General features: G+C 59.8%; 26 protein-coding genes, 1 tRNA gene and 4 other RNA genes. 13 read left to right on the forward strand and 18 right to left on the reverse strand.

The window, feature by feature from the left end:
- Positions 1-43: 43 nt before the first annotated feature.
- The 6 genes from AC6BYQ_RS13005 (at position 44) to AC6BYQ_RS13030 (ending at position 2,136) form a co-directional block, all read left to right on the forward strand.
- Positions 44-164, forward strand: a non-coding RNA gene (locus AC6BYQ_RS13005) — RtT sRNA.
- Between the two features lie 478 nt (positions 165-642).
- Positions 643-732: transfer RNA gene (locus AC6BYQ_RS13010), tRNA-Ser, on the forward strand.
- A 46-nt stretch (positions 733-778) separates the two neighbouring features.
- Positions 779-898, forward strand: a non-coding RNA gene (locus tag AC6BYQ_RS13015) — RtT sRNA.
- A gap of 46 nt (positions 899-944) precedes the next feature.
- Positions 945-1,064, forward strand: a non-coding RNA gene (locus AC6BYQ_RS13020) — RtT sRNA.
- A 46-nt stretch (positions 1,065-1,110) separates the two neighbouring features.
- Positions 1,111-1,230, forward strand: a non-coding RNA gene (locus tag AC6BYQ_RS13025) — RtT sRNA.
- Positions 1,231-1,449: 219 nt separating this feature from the next.
- Positions 1,450-2,136, forward strand: coding sequence for an FRG domain-containing protein (locus AC6BYQ_RS13030; RefSeq protein WP_154746934.1), 687 nt, complete (start codon positions 1,450-1,452; stop codon positions 2,134-2,136).
- A gap of 108 nt (positions 2,137-2,244) precedes the next feature.
- Here the strand turns inward: AC6BYQ_RS13030 and AC6BYQ_RS13035 are convergent, their stop codons facing one another.
- Positions 2,245-2,601 carry a helix-turn-helix domain-containing protein gene (locus tag AC6BYQ_RS13035; RefSeq protein WP_019455813.1) on the reverse strand — a complete coding sequence of 119 codons (357 nt, stop codon included), beginning with the start codon at positions 2,599-2,601 and terminating at the stop codon, positions 2,245-2,247.
- Between the two features lie 296 nt (positions 2,602-2,897).
- Between AC6BYQ_RS13035 and sdeA the strand changes: the two genes are divergently transcribed.
- Entirely contained in the window at positions 2,898-4,085 is a 1,188-nt protein-coding gene (gene sdeA / locus AC6BYQ_RS13040) for a multidrug efflux RND transporter periplasmic adaptor subunit SdeA (RefSeq protein WP_435981390.1), read from the forward strand.
- 24 nt (positions 4,086-4,109) lie between these two features.
- Positions 4,110-7,253 (forward strand): multidrug efflux RND transporter permease subunit SdeB, encoded by a 3,144-nt coding sequence (gene sdeB, locus AC6BYQ_RS13045; protein ID WP_498056994.1) that lies wholly within the window; start codon positions 4,110-4,112, stop codon positions 7,251-7,253.
- A gap of 64 nt (positions 7,254-7,317) precedes the next feature.
- Here the strand turns inward: sdeB and AC6BYQ_RS13050 are convergent, their stop codons facing one another.
- From AC6BYQ_RS13050 to hinT, 9 genes are all read right to left on the reverse strand, one after another.
- Positions 7,318-7,797, reverse strand: a complete 480-nt coding sequence (locus AC6BYQ_RS13050; RefSeq protein ID WP_015377469.1) for an RrF2 family transcriptional regulator — start codon at positions 7,795-7,797, stop codon at positions 7,318-7,320.
- 264 nt (positions 7,798-8,061) lie between these two features.
- Positions 8,062-8,598 (reverse strand): glycine zipper 2TM domain-containing protein, encoded by a 537-nt coding sequence (locus tag AC6BYQ_RS13055; RefSeq protein WP_004928798.1) that lies wholly within the window; start codon positions 8,596-8,598, stop codon positions 8,062-8,064.
- A gap of 356 nt (positions 8,599-8,954) precedes the next feature.
- Positions 8,955-10,259 (reverse strand): NAD(P)/FAD-dependent oxidoreductase, encoded by a 1,305-nt coding sequence (locus AC6BYQ_RS13060; RefSeq protein WP_019455817.1) that lies wholly within the window; start codon positions 10,257-10,259, stop codon positions 8,955-8,957.
- Positions 10,260-10,591: 332 nt separating this feature from the next.
- Entirely contained in the window at positions 10,592-11,134 is a 543-nt protein-coding gene (gene ycfP / locus AC6BYQ_RS13065; RefSeq protein WP_019455818.1) for an alpha/beta hydrolase YcfP, read from the reverse strand.
- A gap of 79 nt (positions 11,135-11,213) precedes the next feature.
- Entirely contained in the window at positions 11,214-12,233 is a 1,020-nt protein-coding gene (gene nagZ, locus AC6BYQ_RS13070) for a beta-N-acetylhexosaminidase (protein WP_063919209.1), read from the reverse strand.
- A 44-nt stretch (positions 12,234-12,277) separates the two neighbouring features.
- Positions 12,278-13,138: a thiamine kinase gene (gene thiK, locus AC6BYQ_RS13075; RefSeq protein ID WP_498056995.1), complete on the reverse strand. Its 861-nt coding sequence runs from the start codon at positions 13,136-13,138 to the stop codon at positions 12,278-12,280.
- On the reverse strand, positions 13,119-13,709 hold the full coding sequence (gene lpoB / locus AC6BYQ_RS13080) for a penicillin-binding protein activator LpoB (RefSeq protein ID WP_019455821.1): 591 nt from the start codon (positions 13,707-13,709) through the stop codon (positions 13,119-13,121). The genes thiK and lpoB overlap by 20 nt, the downstream gene beginning before the upstream one ends.
- A gap of 26 nt (positions 13,710-13,735) precedes the next feature.
- The gene (locus AC6BYQ_RS13085; RefSeq protein WP_063919207.1) at positions 13,736-14,125 is read right to left on the reverse strand and encodes a YcfL family putative periplasmic lipoprotein; all 390 of its coding nucleotides are present in this window, start codon (positions 14,123-14,125) and stop codon (positions 13,736-13,738) included.
- Positions 14,126-14,136: 11 nt separating this feature from the next.
- Positions 14,137-14,487: a purine nucleoside phosphoramidase gene (hinT, locus tag AC6BYQ_RS13090; RefSeq protein WP_004928776.1), complete on the reverse strand. Its 351-nt coding sequence runs from the start codon at positions 14,485-14,487 to the stop codon at positions 14,137-14,139.
- A 221-nt stretch (positions 14,488-14,708) separates the two neighbouring features.
- Between hinT and AC6BYQ_RS13095 the strand changes: the two genes are divergently transcribed.
- Positions 14,709-15,614, forward strand: coding sequence for a transporter substrate-binding domain-containing protein (locus AC6BYQ_RS13095; protein WP_019455823.1), 906 nt, complete (start codon positions 14,709-14,711; stop codon positions 15,612-15,614).
- On the opposite strand, the gene AC6BYQ_RS13100 is transcribed toward AC6BYQ_RS13095, so the two are convergent.
- The gene (locus tag AC6BYQ_RS13100) at positions 15,611-15,988 is read right to left on the reverse strand and encodes a winged helix-turn-helix transcriptional regulator (protein WP_029999120.1); all 378 of its coding nucleotides are present in this window, start codon (positions 15,986-15,988) and stop codon (positions 15,611-15,613) included. The two genes, AC6BYQ_RS13095 and AC6BYQ_RS13100, sit on opposite strands and share 4 nt — an antisense overlap.
- 99 nt (positions 15,989-16,087) lie before the next feature.
- Here AC6BYQ_RS13100 and AC6BYQ_RS13105 point away from each other — a divergent pair, with 99 nt between their 5' ends.
- Positions 16,088-16,837, forward strand: coding sequence for an SDR family oxidoreductase (locus AC6BYQ_RS13105; RefSeq protein ID WP_498056996.1), 750 nt, complete (start codon positions 16,088-16,090; stop codon positions 16,835-16,837).
- Between the two features lie 50 nt (positions 16,838-16,887).
- Here the strand turns inward: AC6BYQ_RS13105 and AC6BYQ_RS13110 are convergent, their stop codons facing one another.
- Complete coding sequence (locus AC6BYQ_RS13110) at positions 16,888-17,406, reverse strand: YybH family protein (RefSeq protein WP_498056997.1); 519 nt, start codon at positions 17,404-17,406, stop codon at positions 16,888-16,890.
- A 158-nt stretch (positions 17,407-17,564) separates the two neighbouring features.
- Between AC6BYQ_RS13110 and AC6BYQ_RS13115 the strand changes: the two genes are divergently transcribed.
- Positions 17,565-18,470: a LysR family transcriptional regulator gene (locus AC6BYQ_RS13115; protein WP_019455827.1), complete on the forward strand. Its 906-nt coding sequence runs from the start codon at positions 17,565-17,567 to the stop codon at positions 18,468-18,470.
- Between the two features lie 9 nt (positions 18,471-18,479).
- Here the strand turns inward: AC6BYQ_RS13115 and AC6BYQ_RS13120 are convergent, their stop codons facing one another.
- Positions 18,480-19,784 (reverse strand): Nramp family divalent metal transporter, encoded by a 1,305-nt coding sequence (locus AC6BYQ_RS13120; protein WP_019455828.1) that lies wholly within the window; start codon positions 19,782-19,784, stop codon positions 18,480-18,482.
- 230 nt (positions 19,785-20,014) lie between these two features.
- Here AC6BYQ_RS13120 and mntR point away from each other — a divergent pair, with 230 nt between their 5' ends.
- Together mntR and AC6BYQ_RS13130 are read left to right on the forward strand one after the other, a co-directional pair.
- On the forward strand, positions 20,015-20,485 hold the full coding sequence (gene mntR, locus AC6BYQ_RS13125) for a manganese-binding transcriptional regulator MntR (protein ID WP_498056998.1): 471 nt from the start codon (positions 20,015-20,017) through the stop codon (positions 20,483-20,485).
- A 14-nt stretch (positions 20,486-20,499) separates the two neighbouring features.
- Positions 20,500-20,865 carry a DUF4180 domain-containing protein gene (locus AC6BYQ_RS13130; RefSeq protein WP_019455830.1) on the forward strand — a complete coding sequence of 122 codons (366 nt, stop codon included), beginning with the start codon at positions 20,500-20,502 and terminating at the stop codon, positions 20,863-20,865.
- 56 nt (positions 20,866-20,921) lie between these two features.
- On the opposite strand, the gene ptsG is transcribed toward AC6BYQ_RS13130, so the two are convergent.
- The 5 genes from ptsG to mltG form a co-directional block, all read right to left on the reverse strand.
- Positions 20,922-22,355 (reverse strand): PTS glucose transporter subunit IIBC, encoded by a 1,434-nt coding sequence (gene ptsG / locus AC6BYQ_RS13135; protein ID WP_019455831.1) that lies wholly within the window; start codon positions 22,353-22,355, stop codon positions 20,922-20,924.
- A gap of 343 nt (positions 22,356-22,698) precedes the next feature.
- Positions 22,699-23,475, reverse strand: a complete 777-nt coding sequence (locus AC6BYQ_RS13140) for a metal-dependent hydrolase (protein ID WP_498056999.1) — start codon at positions 23,473-23,475, stop codon at positions 22,699-22,701.
- 19 nt (positions 23,476-23,494) lie between these two features.
- Entirely contained in the window at positions 23,495-24,502 is a 1,008-nt protein-coding gene (holB, locus tag AC6BYQ_RS13145) for a DNA polymerase III subunit delta' (RefSeq protein WP_498057000.1), read from the reverse strand.
- Positions 24,502-25,140 carry a dTMP kinase gene (gene tmk, locus AC6BYQ_RS13150; protein WP_019455834.1) on the reverse strand — a complete coding sequence of 213 codons (639 nt, stop codon included), beginning with the start codon at positions 25,138-25,140 and terminating at the stop codon, positions 24,502-24,504. The genes holB and tmk overlap by 1 nt, the downstream gene beginning before the upstream one ends.
- On the reverse strand, positions 25,130-26,155 hold the full coding sequence (gene mltG / locus AC6BYQ_RS13155; protein ID WP_074054514.1) for an endolytic transglycosylase MltG: 1,026 nt from the start codon (positions 26,153-26,155) through the stop codon (positions 25,130-25,132). Before mltG ends, tmk begins: the two co-directional genes overlap by 11 nt.
- Positions 26,156-26,159: the final 4 nt, after the last annotated feature.

Consider the following 26,159-nt stretch of genomic DNA (forward strand, 5'->3'; position numbering starts at 1 on the left):
AATTCGAAGAGAAAGCCTGGATTCACGTCCAGGCTTTTTTTTGCATGGTGCACCGCCGAGAGGGGTGAGAAGCCTCGACAGGGTTCGACAAAACGCCTGCGTTTTGGACCGCCAACGGCGGCCCGCAGGGTGAGCGCAGCGAATCAACCCCTCTCTCACCGCCAAATTCAAAGAGAAAGCCTGGATTCGCGTCCAGGCTTTTTTTTTGCATGGTGCACCGCCGAGAGGGGCGAGAAGCCTCGACAGGGTTCGACAAAACGCCTGCGTTTTGGACCGCCAACGGCGGCGGCCCGCAGGGTGAGCGCAGCGCATCAACCCCTCTCTCACCGCCAAATTCGAAGAGAAAGCCTGGATTCACGTCCAGGCTTTTTTTTTGCATGGTGCACCGCCGAGAGGGGCGTGCACAGCGCCTCTCCCCACCCTCTGTGACCGTGATTCCCATTTCCGCCGGTTATCAACGAACCTTACCCCTGATGTTCTCGCTCTTTCATGGCTTCCGCCCTGCCGTTCGCCGCAGTTTTCAGCAAAGTGCGCACAGCTTGAGCGGATAAACAAAAACACAGAAATTATTCTTGACCGGATCGGCCCCACTCCCTATAGTAGCGCCCCGTTGCAGCGATGATTTCGCAACAAAAAAAATATGGTGAGGTGTCCGAGTGGCTGAAGGAGCACGCCTGGAAAGTGTGTATACGCGAAAGTGTATCGAGGGTTCGAATCCCTCCCTCACCGCCATATTCTACGAAGAAGCCTGAACTCACGTTCAGGCTTTTTTGTATGCATAACGCACCGACCGGGAGGGTGAGAACCCTCGACAGGGTTCGACAAAACGCCTGCGTTTTGGACCGCCAACGGCGGCCCGCAGGGTGAGCGCAGCGAATCTATCCCTCCCTCACCGCCATATTCTACGAAGAAGCCTGAACTCACGTTCAGGCTTTTTTGTATGCATAACGCACCGACCGGGAGGGTGAGAACCCTCGACAGGGTTCGACAAAACGCCTGCGTTTTGGACCGCCAACGGCGGCCCGCAGGGTGAGCGCAGCGAATCTATCCCTCCCTCACCGCCATATTCTACGAAGAAGCCTGAACTCACGTTCAGGCTTTTTTGTATGCATAACGCACCGACCGGGAGGGTGAGAACCCTCGACAGGGTTCGACAAAACGCCTGCGTTTTGGACCGCCAACGGCGGCCCGCAGGGTGAGCGCAGCGAATCTATCCCTCCCTCACCGCCATATTCTAACGAGAAAGCCTGCCATCACTTTCATGATGGCTTAATTTAAAATCAATTTAGATTAAACCCTATTTTCTTGGGAACGTTTCGGCAATCACGTCAAACGTATTTACTTAGAGTAAATGTAGGGATATATTTACCCCCATTAACATCTTCCTACTTTGATGATTAAATAAACATATGCATTATCAACTCAACAAAAAATAAAAATGGATGAAACATGAAATCACAAACAGCAAATAACTTTTCTGAATTTGTCGATATAGTGGAGAGACTTGGCAATAACTCGGAGCTGATGCTATTCAGGGGGCAAGCAGAAAAAGGTAATTTACTGCCAAGTATAGCGCGAAAAAATCCAAAAACCGACTCAACAAACGCTGAGCAAGAATTAATAAAAGAGTTAAAGCGAATGGGAGCATCGATTCTACCTAAAAATGATCTTGATGATTGGGAACTCTTAGTAATAGCACAACACTTCGGCATGAAAACTCGGTTATTAGATTGGACTAGCAATCCACTTGCAGCCTTGTTCTTTGCATGTAATGATTGGAAAAAAGGAGACGTTTATGTTTATGCATTGGATGCAAATCGATATCTGAAAGAACCGCAAAAAGGACCATTTGAAACAGGAAGAACTCAGGTTATAAGGCCAAAGTTAAATAACCCTAGAATTATCGCACAACATGGTTGGTTTACAGCGCATAAGTACTCAAAATCCTCTAAGAAGTTCGTTCCTCTGGAAAAAAACAATGAAATATCAGAATCGGTTCAAGAAATAAAAATTCCAGAAGGTACCAGGGAAAAACTCTTGAAATCTTTAGACAGACATGGTGTCAGTAGCCGAACCTTATTCCCTGATCTGGAAGGGCTCTGTAAATATATAAACTGGAAAAACGAGACAAACTAATATCAACACGTAGCTGTAAAAATTTCGAGTTACTCAAAAAGTCATTTAGATGCTGACAAAAAAGCCCGAACGCAAATTCAGGCTTTTTTATCCCCACTGCCGCACCGCTCAGTGGTGCGTGCGCCCCATCGCCGTCGGCTGCGCCAGCGCGCGGCGCCAATCGCCCGGCGTTTGGCCGAACTGGCGTTTGAAACTGCGGTTGAACGACTGCTGTGAGTCGAAGCCGAGCGAGATCGCCACGCTGACGATAGGTTCGCCGCTGTTGGCCAGACGCTCCGCCGACACCTTCAGTTTTTGCATGCGGATATACTCCCCGAGCGCATAGCCGGTCTGGCGCTTGAACATGCGCTGCAGGTGCCATTTGGAATAGCCCGCGCGGTCCGCTACGGTGTTGATATCCAGCTTTTCTTCCAGATTGTTGTCGATCCACGCCTTCAAATCGGTAATGAAACCCGTCGTGTTCATGCTGATGCTCCCATCATGTCGGCAGGGTCAACCACTGCCCTATGCACATACGTTGCAACAGTTTCGCTTTAAATGCAATTTTTATTATTGCATTTACCAGAAAGCCGCCTCTATACTCCACCCAATTAATGTAACCGATATTGATACATTAATGTGACACCAATATGTTTCAAAACCTAACGTTGCGCCGCAGCAAGGCGTAACACCTCTTCCGCCGCAGGTGGGCAAGAAGGGAAAGCCCGGATGACAGGGCTGGGTATGGGGCCGGACTGCGCTTACTTATCGGAATAAAAATAATGGCAAATCAACCAAACTCATCGTTCAACGCCGGCGGCCGCCCGCGCGCCGTCGCTCTGGGCCAGCGGCTCTTAGGGGTGGCGCTGCTGGCCGCCCTGCTCGCCGGGTGCGACAACAGCGTCGCGCACAATGCCCCGCCGCCGCCGCCGGTGGTCAGCGCCGCCAACGTGGTGGTCAAACCGATCAGCCAATGGGATGCATTCAACGGCCGGGTCGAAGCGGTACAGAGCGTGCAGCTGCGGCCGCGGGTTTCCGGCTATATCGATCGGGTCAATTACACCGAAGGCGACGAAGTGAAAAAAGGCCAGGTGCTGTTCACCATCGACGATCGCACCTATCGCGCCGCGCGCGAACAGGCGCAGGCGGAGCTGGTGCGGGCGCGCAATCAGGCGGCGCTGGCGCGCAGCGAATCCTCACGCACCGAGAAACTGATCGGCACGCAGGCCATCTCGCAGGAAGTGTGGGAACAGCGACGTTCGTCCGCCGCTCAGGCGCAAAGCAACGTGCTGGCGGCGCAGGCCCAGCTCGACATGGCGCAGCTGAATCTCGACTTTACCCGCGTTACCGCGCCGATTGACGGGCGCGCTAGCCGCGCAATGATCACCGCCGGCAACCTGGTCACCGCCGGCGACAGCGCCAGCGTGCTGACGACGCTGGTGTCGCTCGACAAGGTTTACGTCTATTTCGACGTGGATGAAGCCACCTTCCTGCGCTATCAACAGCAGGGCCGGCACGACGCCCGTTTACCGGTGAAGGTCGGCCTGGTGGGTGAAGACGGCACCCCGCATCAGGGGTGGGTGGACTTCACCGATAACCAGCTGAACGCCGGTACCGGCACCATCCGCATGCGCGCCCTGCTCGACAACCGCGAGCGCCGCTTCACGCCGGGGCTATTCGCCCGGGTGCAGATGCCCGGCAGCGCCGAGTTCAACGCCCTGCTGATCGACGATAAAGCGGTAATGACCGACCAGAACCGCAAGTTCGTTTATATCGTCGATAAAGACGGCAAGGCGCAGCGCCGCGACATCGACGTGGGCCGCATGGCCGAAGGATTGCGCATCGTGCAAAAAGGCCTGGCGAGCGGCGATCGGGTGATCGTCGACGGCATGCAAAAAGTGTTTATGCCGGGCATGCCGGTCGACGCGAAAAGCGTCGCGATGACCACCACCGCTTCCGCACTCAACTAAGCCCCCAGCAGAGAATTCTGACCCATGGACTTTTCCCGTTTTTTCATCGACCGGCCGATCTTCGCCGCGGTGCTGTCGATACTGATTTTTGTCGCCGGGGTGATAGCCATCCCGCTGCTGCCGATCAGCGAGTACCCGGACGTGGTGCCGCCTAGCGTACAGGTGCGCGCCGAATACCCGGGCGCCAACCCGAAAGAGATCGCTGAAACGGTGGCCACGCCGCTGGAAGAAGCGATCAACGGCGTCGAAAACATGATGTACATGAAATCGGTCGCCGGTTCCGACGGCGTGCTGGTGACCACCGTCACCTTCCGCCCGGGCACCGATCCCGATCAGGCGCAGGTGCAGGTGCAAAACCGCGTGGCGCAGGCCGAAGCGCGCCTGCCGGAAGACGTGCGCCGCCAGGGCATCACCACCCAGAAACAGTCTCCGGCGCTGACGCTGGTGGTGCATCTGGTATCGCCTTCCGGCAAGTACGACTCGCTATACCTGCGCAACTACGCCACCCTCAAGGTCAAGGATGAACTGGCCCGTCTGCCGGGCGTCGGCCAGGTGCAGATCTTCGGCGCCGGCGAATACGCGATGCGCATCTGGCTCGATCCGAACAAGGTCGCTGCGCGCGGGCTGACCGCTTCCGACGTGGTGAGCGCCATGCAGGAGCAGAACGTGCAGGTCTCCGCCGGCCAGCTCGGCGCGGAGCCGATGCCGACGCGCAGCGACTATCTGCTGTCGATCAACGCCCAGGGGCGCCTGCAAACCGAAGAAGAGTTCGGCAACATCATCCTCAAGAGCGGCGACAACGGCGAGATCGTGCGGCTGCGCGACGTGGCGCGCATCGAAATGGGCTCCGGCAGCTACGCGCTGCGCGCCCAGCTCAATAACAAGGATGCGGTCGGCATCGGCATATTCCAGTCGCCGGGCGCCAACGCCATCGAGCTGTCGGACGCGGTGCGCGGCAAGATGGCCGAGCTGGCGACCCGCTTCCCGGACGGCATGAGCTGGAAGTCGCCATACGACCCGACGGTATTCGTGCGCGACTCGATCCGCGCGGTGGTAGATACCCTGCTGGAAGCGGTGATCCTGGTGGTGCTGGTGGTCATTCTGTTCCTGCAGACCTGGCGCGCCTCGATCATTCCGCTGCTGGCGGTACCGATCTCCGTGGTCGGCACCTTCGCCGCGCTGTATTTGCTGGGCTTCTCGCTCAACACCCTCAGCCTGTTCGGGCTGGTGCTGGCGATCGGCATCGTGGTGGATGACGCCATCGTGGTGGTGGAAAACGTCGAGCGTAATATCGAAGAGGGGCTGTCGCCGCTGGCGGCGGCGCACCAGGCGATGCGCGAGGTCTCCGGCCCGATCATCGCCATCGCCGTGGTGCTATGCGCGGTGTTCGTGCCGATGGCGTTCCTTTCCGGCGTCACCGGCCAGTTCTACAAGCAGTTCGCCGTCACCATCGCCATCTCGACGGTGATCTCCGCCATCAACTCGCTGACCCTGTCGCCAGCGCTGGCGGCACGCTTGCTGAAACCGCACGGCGCGCCGAAAGATCTGCCGTCGCGCCTGATCGACCGGCTGTTCGGCTGGCTGTTCCGGCCGTTCAACCGGTTCTTCGCCAGCGGTTCGCAACGCTACCAACAGGGCGTCTCCCGCGTGTTGGGCCGGCGCGGCACGGTGTTCGTCGTCTACCTGCTGCTGCTGGCCGCCGCCGGCGTGATGTTCAAGACCGTGCCCGGCGGGTTTATCCCGACGCAGGACAAGCTGTACCTGATCGGCGGCGTGAAGATGCCAGAAGGCGCCTCGCTGGAGCGCACCGATGCGGTGATCCGTAAGATGAGCGCCATCGGCCTGAGCGTGGACGGCGTCACCGATGCGGTGGCGTTCCCCGGCCTGAACGCGCTGCAGTTCACCAATACGCCGAATACCGGCACGGTGTTCTTCGCGCTGGAGTCATTAAGCACCCGTACCCGCACCGCAGCGCAGATCAACGCCGAGATCAACGCGCGCATTTCGCAGATCCAGGAAGGCTTCGCCTTCTCGATCATGCCGCCGCCGATCCTCGGCATCGGCCAGGGCTCCGGCTATTCGCTCTACGTGCAGGATCGCGCCGGGCTGGGTTACGGCGCGCTGCAGACGGCGATCAACACCCTGTCCGGCGCCATTATGCAAACGCCGGGAATGGGGTTCCCGATCTCCTCGTATCAGGCCAACGTGCCGCAGCTGGACGCCAAAATCGATCGCGACAAGGCCAAGGCACAGGGGGTGCCGCTCAACGCGCTGTTCAGCACGCTGCAGACCTACCTCGGTTCGTCTTACATCAACGACTTCAACCGTTACGGCCGCACCTGGAAGGTGATGGCGCAGGCCGACGGCCAGTTCCGCGACAGCGTGGAAGACATCGCCAACCTGCGTACCCGCAACGATAAGGGCGAAATGGTGCCAATCGGCAGTATGGTCAGCATCGGCACCACCTACGGCCCGGATCCGGTGATCCGTTACAACGGCTTCCCGGCGGCGGACCTGATCGGCGACGCCGATCCGCGCGTGCTCTCCTCTACCCAGGCGATGGGCGCGCTGACGCAGATGGCCGGCAAGCTGTTGCCGAACGGCATGAACATTCAGTGGACCGATCTGAGTTACCAGCAATCGACCCAGGGCAACGCCGCGCTGGTGGTGTTCCCAGTGGCGGTGCTGCTGGCGTTCCTCGCGCTGGCGGCGCTGTACGAAAGCTGGACGCTGCCGCTGGCAGTGATCCTGATCGTGCCGATGACCATGCTGTCGGCGCTGTTCGGCGTGTGGCTGACCGGCGGCGACAACAACGTGTTCGTGCAGGTCGGGCTGGTCGTTCTGATGGGGCTGGCCTGCAAGAACGCCATTCTGATCGTCGAGTTCGCCCGCGAACTGGAAATGCAGGGCAAAGGCATCGTCGAAGCAGCGCTGGAGGCCTGCCGCCTGCGGCTGCGGCCGATCGTGATGACCTCCATCGCCTTCATCGCCGGCACCATCCCGCTGATCCTTGGCCATGGCGCCGGCGCCGAAGTGCGCGGCGTCACCGGCATTACGGTGTTCTCCGGCATGCTGGGGGTCACCCTGTTCGGGCTGTTCCTGACGCCGGTGTTCTACGTCACCTTGCGGCGCCTGGTGGCGCGCAAAGCGCAGCCGCAGAGGGCGTAATCATCATCCTGAAATGCAAAAAGGTCGGGCAATGCCCGACCTTTTTTATGCGCTCCATCCGGCATTATTTACCGGCGGCTTCAGCCTCTTGCTCGGCGGCGTATTCCGCGCAGGCGCGCTTGTCGCCCCGCTCCAACTCGGCCAGCGAGTCGGCCACGGTATGGCGCGCCAGCACCGCGAGCGAAGCCTGCTCCGCTTCGTTCACCACCGATTTGAAATACCAACAGGCGTTGGCGCTCACCAGGCAGCGGGCCGGCACTTCAGGGCGAGAGGCCCAGATGCGCTTGTCGTCGATTACCGCCAGATAGATATCCCGCAGGGTAATCTCTTCCGCCGGACGACCGAGGTGGATAGAGCCGTTTCGCCCCAGGGTGGACACGATGATGCCGTCTTTGGTCAGCGGTACCATCAGTTTGCGGATAAAGCTCGGGTTGGCTTCCAGAGCAGCGGCGAGCGTGGCGCTCGTCGAACGCATGCCCTGCTTCTCAGCTACGGCGACGCTAAGGACCATTTGCAACGCTGTCGGAAAGCGAAAATCTAACATGTCGTTATCTCTGCGAGACGAAATACTCGGGTTTGGCCGGTGCGGCGATTGGCGCCGATAACACCGTTTAATCGCACAATAATATAACAAACGCAGGGGCTTTTTTGAAGTTTTGCCCAGTGATATCGCACGCAGACATTAGAACAATCGCCGAATTCTCCGGCGAACAAAAACAGAAACCCGCGTCAATGTTAACGCCGCTCGCTTAACCGGGTTAAACGATCAGAACTAACACTGCCCGCGGGCTTAATTCGAATGCTGCGATCAGGCTCTGTTCAGCACCAGCTGGCCGTTTTTATCCAACGGGATTTGCGTGCCTGGATCGTGATCCATGCGGATCTTACCCTGCTGATTGCCGATCTTGTAAGTCACGTCATAGCCCAGCATTTTCTGGGACTTGTCATAGACCGTTTTGCAACGCTGCTGAACGCTGGTGGTGACGTCATTGTTCTGCATCGCCCCTTGCACCTGGTTGCCGGCATAGCCGCCGCCCAGCGCGCCCACTACGGTCGCCACGTCGCGCCCGCGACCGCCGCCGAACTGGTGGCCGATCACGCCGCCCGCCACTGCGCCCAGCACGGAGCCGGCGATGCGGTTTTCATCCTGCACCGGGGCACGGTGCGTAACGGTAACGTTGCGGCATTCCTGACGCGGCGTTTTGATGGTTTCTTTAATCGGCGTTGCGGCGAGCACCTGCGCGTATTGCGGACCGGCAGAAAAGACGTCCAGGCTGGCTACCGCGGCGATCCCCAGAGCGGCAGCGATACCAATCCCAACACCGGCTAACATTGACTTGTTCACAGGAAACCTCCTGAAAGTGTTACCACGCATTTTTTCCGGGGTCTGTTACCGGCATGGCACCGCGCTTATTGTTTTGCGCATGGGCGGCTTGCGGTATCCCGGTTTACGGCGTGCGCGACGCGCCGTCTGTAAACGAGGTAAAGTCTGCACAATGATTTGAGGGCTCGCAATAAGACAAGGGGACCAAAAATGCGGGAAAACGGCCGTTTGGCCGCTGTTTAGGAGGAATCTTAAGAATTTTACCCATGCCCGCGACAGCTTATGCTGAAGAATCAAGCAACCGCCGCCGTTCGCCTTACGCCGCCATAAAAAACCCGCGCAGGCGAACCGGCGCGGGTTGGTCGATAAGGGCAGGATCAGTGCATCTTCAGACGCGGGCGGATCACCCGGTTGATGCCGCCCACCAGCATCATCAGGCCGGTTTTGATGTAGCCGTGCAGCGCCACCTGGTGCATGCGGTACAGCGAGATGTAGACGAAGCGCGCGATGCGCCCTTCCACCATCATCGAACCGCGCATCAGGTTGCCCATCAGGCTGCCGACGGTGCTGAAGCGCGACAGCGACACCAGCGAGCCGTGGTCTTTATACACGTAAGGCTTCAGCGTCTGGCCGTTCATCAGCGCCAGGATGTTGGTAGCGCAGCGTGAGGCCATCTGGTGCGCCGACTGGGCGCGCGGCGGCACGAAACCGCCGCCCTCTTTCGGGCAGGAGGCGCAGTCGCCGATGGCGAAAATGTTCGGATCGCGCGTGGTCTGCAGCGTTGGCTCCACCACCAGCTGGTTGATGCGATTGGTTTCCAGGCCGCCGATGTCCTTCATGAAGTCCGGCGCCTTGATACCGGCCGCCCACACCATCAGATCGGCGTCGATGAACTCGCCGCCCTTGGTGTTCAGGCCCTTGGCGTCCGCGCTGGTCACCATGGTGTTGGTCAGCACGCGCACGCCCAGTTTGATCAGCTCCTGGTGCGCGGCGGCGGAAATGCGCGGCGGCAGCGCCGGCAGAATGCGCTCGCCGGCTTCCACCAGCGTCACGTTCAGCGCGCTGTTGTCCAGGCCTTCGAAACCGTAGCTGTGCAGCTGTTTCACCGCATTGTGCAGTTCGGCGGACAGTTCAACGCCGGTGGCGCCGCCGCCGACGATGGCGATGTTGACCCGCTCTTTTTGCCCCGGCTGCGCCGAGAACTTCAGGAACAGGTTGAGCATTTCGTTGTGGAAACGACGCGCCTGATGCGGGTTATCCAGGAAGATGCAGTGCTCTTTCACGCCCGGCGTACCGAAATCGTTCGAGGTGCTGCCCAGCGCCATCACCAGGATGTCGTACGGCAGATCGCGCGCCGGCACCAGCTCGCCGCCCTGCTCATCGCAGATCTGCGCCAGCTGCAGCGTTTGCGCCTCGCGGTTGATGTTGGTCAACGACCCCAGCTGGAAGCTGAAATGATGATTGCGCGCGTGCGCCAGGTAGCTGAGCGCATCCACGCCGTCATCGAGGGAACCGGTCGCCACTTCGTGCAGCAACGGTTTCCACAAATGGCTGTGGTTGCGATCCACCAACGTGATCTCCGCTTTGTTCTTGCGGCCGAGCTTATGGCCCAAGCTGGTCGCCAGCTCCAGACCACCGGCGCCGCCGCCGACAATAACGATTTTCTTCTTTGGCGTTGTCAAAATAACCCCCTAAATGTGAACCATTTGTTATTCCAGGGTAAATAAATAATATCCTTAGAATACATAGGGTTCGCGTAAAATAATTCGGCTCTCTGCAGCCAGAATAGCATGTGAGGTTATTTGGTCATACCAAAATTGACGTACATCAAATTTTTTTGGTTAAAGGCTGGACGAGGGGATTTTTTGGGGATTGTGATTCAAATAGTTAGCGCTGAGTCACAGTTTCAAATTTTGCCGATTGCCACCTCAAATTTAGTCCTGGCGTACAAAAAAGCCGCACTTTCCGTCGGTGAAAAACGGCAGGTGCGGCTCGCGGCGGCGTTATGAAACTGTTAACCCAGCGCCTTAAACGCCTTGAGCCGCTGCAGATGCGGCGAGATGTTTTTGAACTTGTGCGTCTGCTGTTCATCCCAGACGATTTCGTAATAGTGATGCAGCAATTCGGCGCTGCGTCGGTTATCCAGCACCTCATCGCGCCGCGACAGCACCACCAGGCAGCGATCGCGGTTTTTCTCGCGGAAATCCTCCACGCACTTGGTGGCGATATCGCGATACTCTTCCGGCCGGTCTATCTTGCCGTGCATGTGTTCTTCCGGGTACAGATTGGGATTGAACATCGCCTGGCGAATGCCGCACAGGAAGCCGATGCGCTCAGCCCAGAAACCGCCGAGGCCAACCCCGCAGATCAACGGGTGCGCGTCGCCGCCCTGCTGCACCGCCTTGTCCACCTCTTTCAACAGATGCTGCATGTCGTGACGCGGGTGCAGCGTGCTGTAGCTGATAAAGCGCACGTCCGGATCGATAAACTGCAGCTGTAACACCTTTTCATGATTGCCGGGACTGGTGGAATCGAAGCCGTGCAAATAGATAATCATGTGGATCCTCGCAACAAGCCAAGGGCCGCGGGCGCGGCCCTCATCATTTCCGCTCTGCGCCGCGATGCGGCGCCTGGATTCACCCTTGCGAACGCTGCTTGTGCTCCTCCCAGCGTTCGCTCAGCGCGCTGAGCGCCTTGTGCGCCTGCTGCCAGCGCTCGGAGGCGCGCAGTTCCTGACGGGTGAACTGACCGCGATGATATAACCGCTTCACCTTCTCTGCTTTGACCGGGGACAGGTTATCCAACACGCTGACCGCACCGGCGCGGTTGTTGCACACCAGGATCATGTCGCAACCGGCATCCAGCGCCGCCTGGCCGCGCTCGGCGTAGCTGCCCATGATGGCGGCGCCTTCCATCGACAGATCGTCGGAGAAAATCACGCCGTCGAAGCCCAGTTCCTGCCGCAGGATCTGCTGCAGCCAGTAAGGCGAACCACTGGCCGGACGCGGGTCCGCTTCAGTATAGATGACGTGGGCCGGCATGACGGCGTCCAGCAGCTGGCGATTGATCAGCTCACGGAAGATCGCCATGTCGTGCTCGCGGATCTGCGCCAGCGGCCGCGGATCGCGCGGGGTTTCCTTGTGCGAATCGGCGCTGACGGCGCCGTGCCCCGGGAAGTGCTTGCCGGTGGTTTTCATGCCGGCGCTGTGCATACCGAGAATAAAGCGTTCCGCCATCGCCAGCGCCTGCTGCGGATCGCTGTGGAACGAACGCTCGCCGATCGCCGCGCTACCGTGGCCGATGTCCAGCACCGGCGCAAAGCTGATGTCGATATCCTGCGCGATCATTTCCGCCGCCATCAGCCAGCCGGCCTCCTGCGCCAGACGGCCGCCTTCCTGCGCATCGTGCAGCGCCGCGAACGACTGCGCCGCCGGTAAACGGGTGAAGCCTTCGCGGAAGCGCTGCACGCGCCCGCCCTCCTGGTCTACCGCCACCACCAGCCGATCGTGCGAAGCGGCGCGGATCTGCCGCACCAGCTCACGCAGCTGCTCCGCATCGTGGAAGTTGCGGGTAAACAGGATCAATCCGCCAACCAGCGGGTGTTTCAAAATCTCGCGTTCTTCTGCATCCAGCTCGTAGCCGGCGACATCTAGCATTACTGGGCCCACGGGCACCTCACTTCATTATTGTTCGTTCAGAATTAGGATGATGATAAACAGAATCGCCGGCGCAGCGCCGCGCCCCAGCGCAAAAATTCAACGTCGCCGCTCTGCTGCCAGCGCACTTCAAACCACAGCAGCATCAGATAATCCACCCACGGCAGCCAGCGGCGCACCTGCGCCTGCAGCCGGGCGAGGTCGTGATAGCCCTGGCGCGCGTACTGCTGCAAAAAACGCTGTTGCTGCTCGGCCGCCCAACCGTTGCCGCGAAACAGCGCGGCGATATCCAGCGCCACGTCGCCGTCGGCGGCATACTCCCAGTCGATCAGCCGCAGCCCCTCGCCGGTCGCGAGCAGATTGCCCGGATGGATATCCATGTGCAGCGGTGCCAGCTTCAACGGTGACGGCGGCTCGCTTTGCAAAAAGTGATGCTGCCAGCGCAGCCAAAGGGGGGTTAAACGCCGCCTGTCCAACAGCTGCCAGTAGCGAATGAACTGCCGACGCAGATCCAGCCGGTAACCGCTGAGCGGCCGCCGATGCAGCGCCGCCGCCATCGCCGCCAGCTCGCCGCGCTGGTTCAGCGCGACAAATTCGGCATTTGTGACGACGTCACCTTCGAGCCATTCGAGCACCAGCCACTGATTATTCTGCGCGAAAACCCGTGGCCCCAGCCCCGACGCGCAGCGGCGCAAGACCTGTGCTTCCCGCCATCGGCTCACCCCCAGTGCGCGTTTCTCCGCACTGTGCTGCCGCGCCAACAGCGTGATGCCCGAACCGTCGATGCGCCAGCTCTCGCCGGTCAGCCCCTGCACCGGGCTGAAATGACAACCGGCGGTATTCACCGCCGGCAGTCTGGTTTCCATCAATCGTCGCAGCGCGGCCTCAGCGTTTAACGGCGCCATTGCCCGACCAGACGATCTCGCCGGTCTGCACCAGCATCAGCTGCATATCCAGCGCCGGCGACTTCACGTCGCCGCTGACGTCGCTGTACAGCACGTACTGCGCGCCGACGATGCGCGCCAGGCCGATCGCCTTGCTGCGCGAGCCGAAGCTGTCATCCGCCGACAGGCCCAACGTTTGTCTGGCGCTGGTCAGCTTCGCTTCCGGTACCACGCTGAAGGTGGAGTTCGACGCCAGCGCCTTATACAGCGCCGCGGTGGCTTTGCCCATCTGCAGCGAGCCGTTGGTATTGTTCTTGACGCTGTCCAGCAGCAGCACGCTGCCGGCCGTCACGCCATCGGCCTTCAACATCTGCCCTACCAGCGGCTGAACGCTGCCCAGCCAGTCGAGCTGCTGAATTTTCGGCGGCTGCGGCACCGGCTCGGTGGTTGGCGGCTGCGGCTGTTCTACCGGCGGCTTCGGCTGTTCCGGCTCGACGGTGACCGGCGGCAACGGCTGGTCCGGCTCAGGCTGGCGCGACAGGCAGCCGCTCAGGGTTAATGCGGCCAGCGCCACTAAGACGTACTTTTTCATGCTTTTTCTCCAAACCTGGCAAGCGCTTACAGGTACAGATACAGACGCGCGGTTTTGGCATCCAGATTGCCGTTAATCGAGTAGATTTTGGCGTCCGAGTTGGGCGCCACGACGATCTCACGCGGTTTTTCGAAGGGACGAATATCCAGCCCCTGCGCATCGTACCAATAGAAACGGTAATGCACGGTGACCGGCGTCGCCTGGCTGTTATTGAGTACCGAGGTCGCCATCACCCGCCCGGAAGCGTTCGAAATCGAAGGCGTATCGGCCAAAATGCCGGCGGTCAGCACCGAAGGATCCATCACCACCGTCTGCCCTTGGTTGACCGCGATGCCGGACGGCGAACTGCACCCCATCAGCAACGCGGCGGGCAACGCCAACGCCATCAGACAACGCAGAGTTTTTTTACCGCGCATGATTTCCTCGCTTAACGTGACAGCAGCGGCCCCAGCGAGCGGCCACCGACCAGGTGCATATGAATATGATAGACCTCCTGACCGGCGTGGCGGTTGCAGTTGACGATCAGGCGGTAGCCATCCTCGGCGATGCCTTCCTGTTCGGCGATTTTCGCCGCGGCGGTGATCATGCGACCCAGCGCGGCTTCATGCTCCACGGTCACGTCGTTGACGGTTGGGATCAGCACGTTGGGAACGATCAGCACGTGGGTGGGTGCCTGGGGGGAGATGTCACGGAAAGCGGTGACCAGTTCATCCTGATAAACCACATCAGCAGGGATTTCGCGGCGGATAATTTTACTGAAAATCGTTTCTTCGGCCATCTGGCGTTCCTTGTTTTACACAATTAGCTGTACGCAGTATGAGTGACAAATTCTACTGCTTTCAACCTGATTGCGCACTTTCCACGTCGAGTGCTGCAGATTCGCGCAGGCCGGCGCCCCGCTTGTGCATCTTTTCACTTTGGTTATTCACTATTGTTGCTTTACTTGCCCCTCACCGCCGCCAATAGTAACCCCATGATTAACAAAGGATAGAGGGCGTTATGTCACCGAGGATTCCGGCGCTGTGCGCGCTGTTGCTGAGCGCCGCCGTTCAGGCGGCCCCGTCGGGCGGTATCGATCTGCAGGCTAACCGACAGCCGATACGCGCAGAGCGCAATCCCGCCGCTATTGCGCTGATTCCGACGAACTTTCACTTCGCGACGCCCGGCAAACTGACTGTGGCGGTGGCGTTCGAAAACTCCCCGCCGCTGGCGCTGTTCGCCGAGGACAATAAAACGCTGATCGGCAGCGATCCGGACATCGCCCGCCTGGTGGCCGACAGTCTCGGGCTAGAGTTGAACCTGGTGCCTACCTCCTGGGAGGATTGGCCATTGGGCATCAGCGCCGGCAAATACGACGCGGCGATCTTCAACATCGCCGTCACCAAACAGCGCAAGACCAAATTCGACTTCGCCACCTACCGGGTGGACACGCTGGGCTTTTACGTCAAATCCACCAGCAAGATCGCCTCTATCAATCGGCCGCAGGACGTCGCCGGGCTACGGATCATCGTCGGATCCGGCACCAATCAGGAAAACATTCTGCTGGGATGGGATAAGCAGAACCGCGCCGCCGGGCTGCCGGCGGTACAACCGATCTACGTGACCGACGACGCCGCCACCAACCTGAGCATTCAGTCAGGGCGAGCCGACGCGTTCTTCGGGCCCCACTCTACCGGCGCCTACAAGGCGGCGCTGACCGGCAAAACCAAAATGGTCGGCATCGGCCCCAACGTGGCCTACGTGGCGGTCACCAGCAAGAAAGGCAACGGGCTGGTGAACGCCATCAACGCCGCCGTCAACGGCGTCATCGTCAGCGGCGAATACGCGCAGGTGCTGGAGCGCTGGGGCGAAGGCGACGAAAAGGTCGAGCGCTCCACCATCAACCCGCCGGGCATCGGCGACTAGCCGCCGATCAGCTGCGGCGCGTGTCGGCGCATCCACTCCGCCAGCGAGTCGAGCGTCGGCCGCAGCGATTTGCCGAGCGCGGTGACCTGGTACTCCACCCGCGGCGGCACTTCGGGAAACACCCGCCGCGTCACCAGACCGCGCTGCTCGAACAGCCGCAGTTGGCGCGTCAGCTCTTTTTGCGCGATGGGCGCTACCGCCCGCTGCAGCTCGCTGAATCGCACCGGATCGTCGATCACGATCAGCCGGTACAGGATCGGTATCGCCCACTTGCCCGACACCAGATTGACGAAGTCCACCATCGGGCAGGATTCGCCTGCCGTCGGCAACGCCGCCAAATTATTTTCCTTCGCTAAGGGTGCTTGCGCCGTCATTTCATCCCACCTCGTCCTTTAGTATCCAAAGGGTGCCTACTATGCAAAAGGAACTATAGCGTAAATAATGCCGCAACAGACGCTCAAGAGGAATCGGTTATGTCACGACTGCAAGGCAAGTACGCATTGATTACCGGCGGCACCAGCGGTATCGGGCTGGAAACCGCTCGCCAGTTCATCGCCGAGGGCGCTTTGGTTGCGATCACCGGCCGCAGCCAAAGCGCTCTGGACGCGGCAGGCCAGGCCTTGGCGGGCAAGGCGCTGTTGCTGTTGAGCGACGCAGGCGACATCCCGCAGCAGCGCGCGCTGGCGCAGCAGTTGGCGCAACGGTGGCCGCGGCTGGACGTGCTGTATGTCAACGCCGGCGACGTCACGCACCGCCCGCTGCAGGAGTGGGATGAACAGAGCTATCAGCGACTGATGGACATCAACCTGAAAGGGCCGTTCTTTCTGATCCAGGCGCTGCTGCCGCTGCTGGCCAACCCTTCTTCGGTGATCCTGTGCGGTTCGGTCAGCGCCCATATCGGCCTGCCGCAGAGCAGCGCCTACGCCGCCAGCAAAGCCGGTTTGTTATCGCTGGCCAGAACGCTCTCCGGCGAGCTGCACGCGCGCGGCATTCGCCTTAACGGCCTCAGCCCCGGCCCGACCGAAACCCCGGCGTTGGGCAAGCTGGGGTTGGCGGAAGCGGATGAGCAGGCATTGCGCGACGATATCCGCGCGCTGGTGCCGATCGGCCGCATGGGCAGCGCGCTGGAGCTGGCCAAAGCGGCGGTGTTTCTGGCGGCGGACGAATCGGCCTTTATGGTCGGCGCCGAGCTGCAGATGGACGGCGGCGTGGGGAATCTTTAACTATTGCGCAGCACACTAAGGCCGCTTATGCGGCCTTTATCAGGTGCCACTCAGCTCACCCCTTGAATCGGGTTGGTATTAAAGGTGTAGACTACGATCTTCCACTGCCCCTGCTGTTTCTCCAATACAAATACTTCACGATTTAAATCGATCAGGGTGGCGCCGTCGCTTATTCGGGTGACCGTTGCGCCGCGATGATGGTGCGTGCGCACATAGGCCATATTACCGTTCACGCTAACGCTGTCATACGCGAACTCGGTTTCAAATTTCTCTTTTTTAAATAGGTCGTCATATTGTTGACGGCGCTTTTCATTGCTGTCCGCCGTCGGCTTTTCGTTCCACTGCGAATAACTTTGTGGTGCGAAAAGTGACAAAATAGTTAGCGTATCGCCGGCATTAAGCGCTGTCTGGTATCGGTTTATCAGCTGATAAACCGCCTTCTGCTCAGCCGCAACGCCCGCATCAGCGGAAACCCTGTAACTTTGTGGCGCGGCCTCGCTGCCTGCGGCATACGTTTGGCCGCACAAGCCTGCTCCAACCAATAACAATACGGCAGTTAACTTTCTCATATAAATATCCTCTTCGGCGTTATTTCATTATGGCAATACAGGATGCGATTTCAGATAAATAAAAACGCTGAAAATAAAATATCCAATGCCGCGTTAAATTGACAGTCGGCATATTTAAAAATACTCTTTTAATAATTTAAATAATGGAAGCCGTTAACATGAATGAACTGCATGCGCTACGCGTGTTCTGCCAGGTGGTAGAAATGGAGGGATTCAGCCAGGCGGCAACCAAAATGGGGCTCTCCCCGGCCAGCGTCACGTACAGCATCAATCAGCTTGAAAAACAGTTCGGGCAGCCCCTCTTCAAACGCTCAACCCGGCGCTTCTCCCTGACCAGCGCCGGGGAGCGTTGCTACCGCACCGCGCAGGAGATACTGCAGCAGTTTGACCGGCTGAAAAACGACATGTCGGGCGACTTTGAACAACCGCGCGGACCGCTGCGGGTCGAGATAGCCTCGATGCTCAGCAGCATGCATATCGCCCCGGCGCTGCCGGCTTTTTTGGCGCAATACCCGGAATTGCAGCTCAGCGTTTCGGTCAGCGATCGCCTGGTCAATCCGGCGGAGGATCGCGCCGACGTATTTATTCGCATCGGCGCCGGCGACATCCCCGAGATGGTCAGCCGTCAATTGCTGCAACCACGCTATCTGTGCTGTGCGTCTCCCAATTATTTTACGCGCCACGGCCGGCCAGAACACCCGGAACAACTGCAACAGCACCAGCGGCTGGGATTTATCCGTTCAGGCGCGGCGGCGGCGGATGACTGGCAGTTCATTCGCGGCGACGAACGCTACTCTCTGGCGCCCAGCCCGCTGCTGAGCTTTAACCATTCCCAATCACTGTGCGAGGTAGCCAGGAATCATCTCGGCCTGGTTTACTTGCTGGATTGCACGCTGGAAAATTATCTGAAGACGGGGGAATTGGAGCCGATACTGCAGGAGTGGGCGCCCACCGGGGCGCCGATCAATATTCTCTATCCGCGCCTGCGGGATCGCAGCCACAAAATTCGGGTCTTCGTCGACTTCATCAGCGAGCTGTTCGCCGACAAATTCGCCAGGCCCTGATCGCGCGGCTCACCCCAACCCGGGGATGTCGACGCCAAAGGTCTGCAACAGCAGCACCACATTGAGCAGCACGATTACCACCGTGCCGACCACCGCCGCCAGGCTGGTCCAGCGGCCGTTGGCGAACTCGCCCATGATGTCGCGGCGGCGGGTGAACATCACCAGCGCGATCATCGGCGCCGGCAGCGCCAGGCTCAGCACCACTTGGCTGTAGACCAGCGCGTCGGTGGCATTGACGCCCATCGCCACCACGATAAACGCCGGCACCATAGTGACCAGGCGACGCACCCACACCGGAATGCGGAAGCCGACGAAGCCCTGCATGATCATCTGCCCGGCCATGGTGCCCACCACCGAGCTGGAGATGCCGGAGGCGATCAGCGACGCGAGGAAGATACCGGCGGCCGCCGCACCGAACAGCGGCGTCAGCGTATGGTAGGCGGTGCCAATCTCGGCCACATCGCTGTTACCGGCGTGGAAGGCGCTCGAAGCCATGATGACCATCGCGATATTCACCAGCCCCGCCAGCGCCAGCGCGATCACTACCTCGATATTGGAGAAACGCAGCAGCTTGCGCCGCTCGCCGTTGTCGCTGGCCGGACTGCGGTGCTGGGTCAGCCCCGAGTGCAGGAAAATGGCGTGCGGCATCACGGTGGCGCCGATAATGCCGACGGCGATGGTCAGCGCCTGCGCGTCGGGCAACTGCGGCGTCACCATGCCGATGCCGGCCGCCTGCCAATCCACCGGTACGATGAACATCTCCACCAGATAGCACAGCGCGATGATGCCCACCAGGCCACCGATCATCAGTTCAACCGGGCGGAAACCTTTTTTTTCCACCATCAACAGCGCATAGGTGATCACCGCCGTCACGCCCATCCCCGCCAGCAACGGCATGTGGAACAACAGCGCCAGCGCGATCGCGCCGCCGAGAAACTCCGCCAGATCGGTGGCCATCGCCGCCACTTCGCTGAGCAGCCACATGCCGATCACCACCGGCCGTGAGAACTGATCGCGGCACATTTCCGCCAGATTGCGGTTGGTGACGATGCCGAGCTTGGCCGACAGCGCCTGAAACAGCATGGCGATCAGGTTGGCCATCACCACCACCCACAGCAGGCTGTAACCGTATTTCGCCCCGGCCTGAATGTTGGTGGCGAAGTTACCGGGATCCATGTAGGCGATAGAGGCAATCACCGCCGGGCCGGCGAACAGCAACGGCGTAAAGGCGCCGCGCTTGCGTCCGGCAAGGGCGGCGCCAATCGCGATGTTGGTCCGTTCGGTTAACGATGGGGTGGTTGCCGCATCACGCATGGATTACCCTCAATCTTTTACTGGTTATTTTTCCACCTGTCATGCTGACAATGTAGCATCGGCTACACTTTATGCAACAGGCGAAATTCATTGGCTTTGTGTAGAGATATTTCTAACTACCACAATGCGTGGCATCGAATTGATAATGTGTGCTATTTGGACTAACTTAGGGCAACCCTCCCCATATTGCCGGGAGACGCCATTTTTACGCTTACAGGACGCCCCACGCTATGGTTACCCGCGCGCCAGATAACGCCGACCGCCCCGCCCTGACCGATATGCCGGACGAGGCCGAGCACGCCCTGCGTTTTAGCCGCGCCCGTGAAGCGCAGTCCAATGCGCTGATCGAAGATTACGTTGAGCTGATCGCCGATTTGCTGCAAAGCACCCGCGAAGCCAGAACCACCGATATCGCGCGCCGCTTCGGCGTGTCTCACCCGACGGCGATCAAAAATATCGCGCGGCTGAAAAGCGCTGGGCTGGTTGAATCGCGCCCTTATCGCGGGGTGTTTTTAACCGAGGAAGGCGAGCAGCTGGCGCAGAAGGTGCGCCGCCGTCACCGCATCGTGGTTGATCTGCTGATGTGCCTCGGGGTGCCGAGCGAAACCGCCGAGCTGGACAGCGAAGGGATTGAACACCATATCTCGGACGAAACGCTGGCGGTGTTCGAACATTATCTACAGCAGCACACCAAACCCTGACTCCCGGAGCGCCGATGAGCTACGCCGTGCAGCAAATCCATGATCTGCGCCTGGTGGTTTTCGCCGAAGCCGGGCCGGCGCTGAAAGATGAAAACGACGTCAGCCTGTTTATCGCGCCCGCCTTTGAACACGAGGCCGGGATGGTCGCCCTCCCCGTCAGCCGCCTGGACGCCGCCTTCTTCCAGCTCAGAAGCGGCGTTGCCGGCGCCGTATTGCAGAAATTCGTCAACTACCGCCTGCGCGTGGCGCTGCTGGGCGATATCACCCCCTGGCTGGCGCAAAGCAACGCGCTGCAAGACTTCGTGCGCGAAGCCAATCGCGGCGAACAGGTCTGGTTCCTCCCTTCTCTCGCCGAACTCGAACAGCGCCTTGGCGCCTGACGGCAGGCAACAAAAAAGGGAGGCTTTCGCCTCCCTTGGTAACTCCCCTGCCTGAATCAGTGATTACGGATGTATTCGTCCATATCGGTTTTCAGGTTGTCAGATTTGGTGCCGAAGATGGCCTGCACGCCAGAGCCAGCGACGACTACGCCGGCTGCGCCCAGTTTCTTCAGGCCCGCTTGGTCAACTTTGGACACGTCGGCCACGCTGACGCGCAGACGGGTGATGCAAGCATCCAGGTTAGTGATGTTTTCTTTACCGCCGAAGGCCTGAACCAGCGCTGCGGACATTTCGGAACCGCCCTGCGCAGTCTGCTCGGCAGCGGTGTCTTCACGGCCCGGGGTTTTCAGATCCAGCTTGGCGATCAGCACGCGGAAGATGGTGTAGTACACCAGACCGTAGATGATGCCGACGATTGGGAACAGCCAGATTTTGCTGCTGTTGCCGCTCAGTACGATAAAGTCGATCAGGCCGTGCGAGAAGCTGGTGCCGTCACGCATGCCCAACAGAATGCAGATTGGGAACGCCAGACCGGCCAGGATAGCGTGGATCACGTACAGGATCGGCGCGACGAACATGAAGGAGAACTCGATCGGCTCGGTGATACCGGTCAGGAACGAGGTCAGCGCAGCGGAGATCATGATGCCGCCGACTTTAGCGCGGTTTTCCGGCTTAGCCGAGTGCCAGATGGCGATGGCCGCAGCAGGCAGACCGTACATTTTGAACAGGAAGCCGCCGGACAGTTTGCCCGCGGTTGGGTCGCCCGCCATGTAGCGAGGGATGTCGCCGTGGAACACCTGGCCCGCCGCGTTGGTGAATTCACCAATCTGCATTTGGAACGGTACGTTCCAGATGTGGTGCAGACCGAACGGCACCAGAGCACGCTCAACCACGCCGTAAATGCCGAAGGCTACAACCGGGTTCTGATAAGCCGCCCACTGCGAGAAGGTCTGGATAGCCGTACCGATCGGTGGCCAGATGAAGGACAGCACTACGCCCAGAACGATCGCCGCCAGACCGGAAATGATCGGCACGAAACGCTTACCGGCAAAGAAGCCCAGGTATTCCGGCAGTTGAATGCGGAAGAAGCGGTTGAACATATAGGCCGCGATGGCGCCGGAGATAATCCCCCCGAGCACACCGGTATCCGCCAGGTGTTTGGCCGCAATCTCTTCAGCCGGCAGGTGCAGCACCAGCGGCGCAACCACCGCCATGGTTTTCACCATGATGCCGTAAGCCACCACCGCCGCCAGCGCGGAAACGCCGTCGTTGTTGGTGAAGCCCAAGGCGACGCCGATAGCGAAAATCAACGGCATATTGGCGAAGACCGAACCGCCCGCTTCCGCCATCACGTGGGAGACTACCGCAGGTAGCCAGCTAAAGTTGGCGGAACCGACGCCCAGCAGGATACCTGCGATAGGCAACACGGACACCGGCAGCATGAGCGATTTACCTACTTTTTGCAGGTTTGCAAATGCGTTCTTGAACATAGTTGAGTGTGCTCCTGAGTAATAATGCTTTGCTACTTCTTGTCGCGATAATTCGCGCTGCAAGGGGGGGAGAAAAACCCCTGCAATTCAGGGTGTCTGAGCACCCCTTGAATTTATTACGCAGAGTAAAATAAATAGCCTGCGCAATGTTTGATGACAATCACGTTTCGATGATCGAGCCGCGGTAACTTTGCATAAACCGGCTATTTTTTGGCAAAACGGGCCAAAAAACACGCATCAATCACCCTGAAACGGGAGGGAACCTTACCCGTTTCAGTGATTAATTACGAGCTTAAAAAAAATTACGCAGACAATGACCTACAGCTATAGCCTAGGTCAAAGATCACAGATCAAGGTGAAATAAGCGTGAAAAGTTGGCGGTGGTCGCTTCGGCCAGTTGTTCCAGGCTGACGCCCTTCAATACCGCCATGTATTCAGCCACATCGCGCACATAGGCGGGTTGGTTTTCTTTGCCGCGATGCGGCACCGGCGCCAGATAAGGCGAATCGGTTTCCACCAGAATGCGATCCAGCGGCACATAGCGGGCCACCTCACGCAGCTGTTCGGCGTTGCGGAAGGTCACGATGCCCGAGAAGGAAATGTAGAAGCCCAGATCCAGCAGCGCTTCGGCCGTGGCCAGATCTTCGGTGAAACAGTGAAGTACGCCGCCGCAATCCTGTGCGTTCTCTTCACGCAGGATCGCCAGCGTGTCCGCACGCGCATCACGGGTGTGGACGATCACCGGCTTGTTCAGATCCCGGCCGATGCGGATATGTTCGCGGAAAGAGTCCTGCTGCAGCTCAAGATTGTCTTTCTGGTAGAAGTAATCGAGCCCGGTTTCCCCCAGCGCTACTACCTGTTCCGCCGCCGCCAGGCGGCGCAGCTCGGCGTAATCATAGCCTTCTTCCAGGTTGAGCGGATGCACCCCGCAGGAGAAGGCCACATCGTCGCGCTTGCCGATCAGTTCGGTCATGGAACGGTAGCCCGGCAGCGTGGTGGCGACCGCCAGCACATAGCCGACGTCGCGCGCTTTGGCCTTGGCCAGCGCATCGTCCACATTCTGGTGCAGCGTTTGATAATCCAGGCCGTCAAGGTGGCAATGAGAATCGACTAACAACATAATTTTTAACTCTTTTACTTTACAGCGAATGAGGTTGGGAATAGCCGGCGGCGCCGAGCATCTGTTCCCAGCGAAGTAACTGTTCGGTCAGCAGCAGCTCGCGATTGACGCCCACCACGCTGAGCAGCTGGTGACGGCAGTTCAGCCACTGCTGCACGATCTGCTGCAGCGAGGCGCTGCTCAGCAGGCTGGCCAACTGGTGCACCAGCGGCTGCTGATCCTGATTCAACACATAGTGATGCGCGCCCTGTTGCCACTTCATCGCGTCCACCAGCAGCGCGCACAGCCAGTGCAGGCGCTCGGCGACGTCTTCGTGGTTTAACGCCGGCAGCAGCGACAGCATATCGCGCTGCGGCAGCGCGGCGCTCAATGCAGCGCACAGGGCGCTGCGCTGTTGCCACTGCTGCGGCTGCAACAGCTGTTCGGCGGCCAGCGGCGCGCCGTCGTGCAGGCGCAGCGCCGTGAGGCGGTCCGTCTGGGATCCGGCCGCCTGTCGGCCCAGCCACTGCAGACTGAGCTGCTCCTCCGGGCTGGCCAAATGCCAGTACAGGCAGCGGCTGCGCAGTGTCGCCATCAGCCGCGACGGCTCACGGCACCCCAGCAGGAAATAGGTTTTCTCCGGCGGCTCCTCCAGCGTTTTCAACAGCGCGTTGGCCGCCGCCTCGGTCAGCTGTTCCGTCTGAGGCAGCCAAATCACCTTGGCGCCGCCCTGCTGCGCGTGGGCATACAGCTTCTCAATCACCTGGCGAATCGGTTCGATCCCCAGGCTGCTCTTGCCCTTTTCCGGCGCCAGCACGTGATAATCCGGGTGGTTACCCGCCAGCATCAGCCGGCAGCTATGGCACTCACCGCAGCTTTTTTCACCGTTGCGCTGCTGACAGATCAACCAACGGCTCAGGCCGTAGGCCAGCGCATCGTCACCGTTGCCCGCCGCAGCGTGCAGCAGCAGCGCATGATGGCCGCGGCCCTCGGCGTACTGCCCAACCAGCTGGCGATAAGGGCCATTCAGCCACGGATACCAGTTCATTATGCGCCTTCCTGCTGCCGCAGCCACTGGCTGACGCAGTCGCGGATCGCCGCCGTCACCTGTTCCAGCGGTTGGGCGGCGTCGACGGTGACGATGGTTTCATCCTGCGCCGCCAGCTCGAGATAACGCGCGCGGGTGCGTTCGAAGAACGGCAGCGCCTCCTGTTCGATGCGATCCAGCTGGCCGCGAGCCTGTGCGCGTTGCAGGCCAACCAGCGGCGGCAGATCGAGATAGACCGTCAGGTCCGGCCGGAAATCCCCCAGCACGGTGTCGCGCAGCGAGGCCATCAGCTGCGGATCCACGCCACGGCCGCCGCCCTGGTAAGCCTGTGAAGAGAGATCGTGACGGTCGCCCACCACCCACGCGCCGCGCGCCAGAGCCGGTTTAATTACGGTCTCCACCAGCTGCACGCGCGCGGCGTACAGCATCAGCACTTCGGCCTTGATGGTCGGCAATTCGCCGTCGATGCCGCGCTTAAACAGATCGCGCAGCTTTTCCGCCAGCGGCGTACCACCCGGTTCGCGGGTGAAGACGATATCGCTGACGCCGTGTTCACGCAGTACATTGACCACCGTGTCGCGCGCGGTGGTCTTGCCCGCGCCTTCCAGCCCCTCGATAACAACGAATTTACTTTTCATTCTTTTCCTTTAACGCCTGACGGTACGCGCGCACCGCCTGGTTATGGCTCGCCAGATTGGTGGTGAAGGTATGCCCACCCTTGCCGTCGGCGACAAAATAGAGATAAGGCGTTTTGGCCGGATTGGCGGCCGCCTGCAGCGAGGCCTCACCCGGCATGGCGATCGGCGTTGGCGGCAGGCCGGCGATCACATAGGTGTTGTAAGGCGTCGGCGTCTCCAGATCCTTGCGCGTGATGTTGCCATTATAGCTTTCGCCCATGCCGTAGATCACCGTCGGATCGGTCTGCAGACGCATGCCGATACGCAAGCGGTTGACGAACACCGACGCCACCTTGCTGCGCTCTTCCGGCACGGCGGTCTCTTTCTCGACGATCGAAGCCATGGTCAACAACTCTTCCGGCGTTTTATACGGCAGGCTGGCGTCGCGGCCGGCCCAGGCGGCCTGCAGCGCTTTGTTCATGCGCACGTGAGCGCGTTTGAGCAGCGCAATGTCGCTCATGCCGGCGGTATACTGATAGGTATCCGGGTACAGGTGCCCTTCCGGCGTTTCGCCCGCAGGAATGCCTAGCGCGGTGGCGATCTCCGCTTCGCTCTTGTCCGCCAGAGTGTGTTTCAGGTATTTGGACTGCTGCAGCACCTGCTGCCAGTCACGCAGGCGTGAGCCTTCGATAAAGCGCGCGGTGAACTGCGCCTCTTTGCCGCTGGCCAACAGCTTCAGCATCTGGCGCACCGTCATGCCCGGCGTGAAACGGTAGGTACCGGCCTTGAACTCCGCCAGCTCCGGCTCCAGTTTCAGCAGCCACTGGAACCAGCGGCCGTTGCGCACCAGTTTATCGCGCACCAGCAACCCTTCCAGCGCCACCCGGCCGGTGCCGGCAGGCAGTTTGAAGATGGTCTCTTGCTGGATGGCCAGCGGCGTATCGGCAAAGCGTTCGATCTTCTGGTAGCCCCAAAACAGCAGCGCCAATGCCAGAACAACAATAACAGACAGGACCTTCAGCTTTCTTTTCTTCATCAAT

This window comes from Serratia sp. LTN-2 (genome assembly GCF_059740205.1).